Origin of the sequence: Thermogladius sp. (assembly GCF_049970955.1) — an archaeon.
In the GTDB taxonomy this organism is placed as follows: Archaea; Thermoproteota; Thermoprotei_A; order Sulfolobales; family Desulfurococcaceae; genus Thermogladius.
The window spans coordinates 1-3,276 of record NZ_JBMFLY010000083.1; the positions used below are offsets into that span (position 1 = coordinate 1).

4 protein-coding genes are annotated in these 3,276 nt (G+C 64.8%); 3 read left to right on the top strand and 1 reads right to left on the bottom strand.

The window, feature by feature from the left end; all coding sequences use genetic code 11:
- A partial coding sequence (locus tag ACP5VX_RS06650; RefSeq protein WP_428725103.1) for an FGGY family carbohydrate kinase occupies positions 1-236 on the bottom strand: 236 nt, incomplete at its 3' end.
- 124 nt (positions 237-360) lie between these two features.
- Here ACP5VX_RS06650 and ACP5VX_RS06655 point away from each other — a divergent pair.
- Genes ACP5VX_RS06655 through ACP5VX_RS06665 form a run of 3 tightly spaced genes read left to right on the top strand, consistent with a single transcriptional unit; the run spans position 361 to position 3,261 of the window.
- Complete coding sequence (locus ACP5VX_RS06655) at positions 361-1,257, top strand: alpha/beta hydrolase (protein ID WP_428725100.1); 897 nt, start codon at positions 361-363, stop codon at positions 1,255-1,257.
- A 14-nt stretch (positions 1,258-1,271) separates the two neighbouring features.
- On the top strand, positions 1,272-2,540 hold the full coding sequence (locus ACP5VX_RS06660; RefSeq protein WP_428725101.1) for an MFS transporter: 1,269 nt from the start codon (positions 1,272-1,274) through the stop codon (positions 2,538-2,540).
- Positions 2,541-2,544: 4 nt separating this feature from the next.
- Positions 2,545-3,261 (top strand): glycerophosphodiester phosphodiesterase family protein, encoded by a 717-nt coding sequence (locus tag ACP5VX_RS06665; RefSeq protein ID WP_428725102.1) that lies wholly within the window; start codon positions 2,545-2,547, stop codon positions 3,259-3,261.
- Positions 3,262-3,276: the final 15 nt, after the last annotated feature.

The window sequence follows — 3,276 nt, forward strand, 5'->3', positions numbered from 1 at the left end:
CTACCGGTCTCCTTCTCCCAGACCACGACCGTCTCCCGCTGGTTCGTGACCCCGATGGCAGCTATGCTGCCCGGGTCGACGCCGGTCTTCTCGAGCACTTCTCTGATGCAGGCCTTGGTGTTCAGCCATATTTCGAGGGGGTCGTGCTCGACCCAGCCGGGCCTGGGGTAGATCTGCCTGTGCTCCCTGTAAGCCCAAGCCCTCTCGACCGGCGCCCCCTCCTCGTCGAAGAGCATGACCCTGGTCCCGGTAGTCCCCTGGTCTATCGTCAGCACGTACCTCTCTCCACCCAAGGCCGGCCCCCAGCGCCTACACAAAACTTTTTATTGTTTACGGTAAAAAGAATAATCGGTGTCTCCTGTGGGAGTCCTTGTACTACTCGTTTCAATCCTGGTCGGGGTCCTCCTGGTCCTAGCATTCGCACTGGTGGCCGTGGCCTCCGCGGCTTCTAGGAGGCTCCTCAGACCCCCGAGAAGGGTGTCCAACTGGACTCCGAGGGACCTCGGGCTAGACTACGAGCCCTTCAACTTCACTACAAGGGACGGGGTGACCTTGAAGGGCTGGCTCGTCAAGGGCAGCCGGGAGAAGGCCGTCGTGGTGATACACGGCTACACGTCCAGCAAGTGGGACGAGGACTACATGAAGCCGGCTATCGAGGTGCTGGGGAGGGCGGGGTACACCGTCGTCGCCCTCGACATGAGGGCCCACGGGGAGAGCGGCGGCGATATAACCACGCTGGGCTACAGGGAGTCCGAGGACGTCGTAGACCTGGTCTCCTACCTCAGGGGGATGGGGTTCAAGAAGGTGGCCCTCTACGGCTTCTCGATGGGCGGCGCCGTGTCGCTGATGGCCGCCTCGAAAACGAGCGTCGACGCCGTCGTCCTGGACAGCCCCTACGTCGACATCAGGTCCTCGGGGAGGAGGTGGATCTCCCGAGTGAGGGGGCCGTTGGGGGCGCTGCTCAGGCTGTCCTACCCCCTAATCGTCCTCATGACCTCTAGGAGGGCGGGGGTGCCCGTGAGCAAGCTCGTGATGTACGAGTACGCTAGGAAGGTTGGGGCGCCGGTCCTCCTAGTGGCCCCGAGCAGAGACGACCTGATAAGCGTCGAGGAGTACCGCTCCCTCGCCTCGAGGCTCTCCGAGGCCACAAAGGCGCTGGAGCTCTGGGTGGTCGACACCGGGCACGTCGGGGCGTGGAGGTCGCATAGGGCCGAGTACGAGAAGAGGCTCCTAGCCTTCCTCGAGAGGAGCATGTAGGGGGTGGCTGGGCGGTGAGACACCTCGTCTTCCTGGCCCTCCTGGTCCTCGCCTACTTCACAGCCAACTACATGTACGCCGCTGTCGTGAAGCCGATGTGGAGGGAGGGGGTCATACCCGGCAGGGAGTTCGAGTACGAGGCCATAGCAGGCCTCTACCTGGTCACCATACCCAGCATCGTAGCGATAGCCCTCAGCGTCCCGATGGGGGTCGTCGCAGACAAGGTCGGTAAGGTGAAGACGATACTGTTCTCGGGCCTGTTGATGGGGGTCGGCCTCTTATTGGTCGGAGCCTCGACGAGCTTCCTCCTCCTCTCAGTCGCGTTCACGCTCTTCGCGGTAGGGATGCAGGGGGTATACCCCGCTCTAATGGGCTCTATAGCCGACACCGTACCCGTCTCCAAGAGGGGGCTGGGCTACGCCGCCTACTACGCGAGTACAGTGGTCGGCTACCCGCTCGGCCTCGCGACGGGCCTCCTGCTGTCCTGGAGACTGGGCTACACCCTCCTCGGGGCGCTGGTCGTCGCCCTCACCCTCGCGGCCGCTGCGGCCCTCTCTAGAGCGTACAGGAGGCTCCGGGTAGAGGCGGGCGGGGTCTCGGAGTACAGGTTCTCGGGCGCCCTCAAGTCCATAACCTCCCCCGCCGTGGTCGCCCTGCTAGTCCTGATCTTCTTCTGGGGGATGCCGTGGGGGGCGATCACAAGGTACGCCGTAAACTTCCTCGAGGACGCGTGGGGGGTGGGCAGGGCGGTCGCCGCAGCCATACTCACGCTCGCCTCGATCTCGATAATAGTGGGGCACGTCGCGGGCGGCGTCCTCGCCGACAGGAGGGTGAGGGCGGGCGACGTGCTCGGGAGGGTGAAGGTGAGCCTGCTCGGAGTCGCCGTAGGCATAGCCGTCATGCTCAGCTTCGTCCTCTACCCGTACCCCTACGGCGACGAGAGTCTAGCCTCCCTACTGCCCCCGGCAGCCCTCGCTCTGCTGGGCATGATGTTCACCACGCTCTCCTACCCGAACATAAGCAGCGTCCTGAGCGAGGTGGTCAGGAGGGAGTACAGGGCGACCGTCTTCGCGGTCTTCAACATACTGAACAGCCTCGGCTGGGGCGTCGGGCCGACGCTGTACGGGGCCCTCAAGGCGTACCTCGTCGAGTCCCTCGGCTACAGTATACCGTGGGCGTCGAAGGTCTCCATCGCCACGGTGGTCCTCCTCTGGCTCGTCCCGCTAGCGGTGTGGGCGTTAATGCTCGGCCTCTACCCGAAGAGCAGGGTGGAGGAGGGGTAGGGGTGTGAGGCCCCTCCTAATAGGCCACAGGGGCTACAGCGCGAAGTACCCGGAGAACACGCTGCTCTCGTTCATGGCCGCCCTCTACTACGGGGCCGACGGCGTGGAGCTCGACGTCTGGGCGGCCGGGGACGGGAGGGCCGTCGTCATACACGACGAGGACACGGAGAGAGTGGCGGGCGTGAGACTCCCCGTGAAGGGCAGCAGCGTTAGCGAGCTCAGGAGGGCTTACCTCGGGATGGGGCAGGTGGTCCCCACACTCGACGAGGTCTTCCGGGCCCTCCCCACCGGCAAGCTCTTGCTAGTAGAGGCCAAGGACGTGGACGTCGTAGGGGAGGTGGTCAGACTCGCCGCGGAGCACGGGAGGCTGGACGAGACCGTGCTAATAAGCTTCATACCCGAGGCCCTCGTGAGGGCGAGGGAGCTGTCGAGCAGGCTAATGATAGGGCTGAACGTGGACAGCCTGGAGAAGGCCGAGTGGGGGCTGAGGAAGAGCGGCGAGATAGGGCTACACTCCATAAACCCGCCCGTGGAGGGGCTCGAGGCCCTGGGCGGGAAGGCCCTAGACTACCTAGAGAGGGCGAGGAGGGCGGGGCTCAAGGTCTACGTGTGGACTGTGAACGACCCCCAGCAGGCCCTGAGGTGGGCCCCCCACTGCGACGCCATTATAACAGACGAGGTCGAGAAGGTGGGCCGCGCGCTGAGAGGCGTCGGGGAGTAGAGCGGGCGCCGGCCC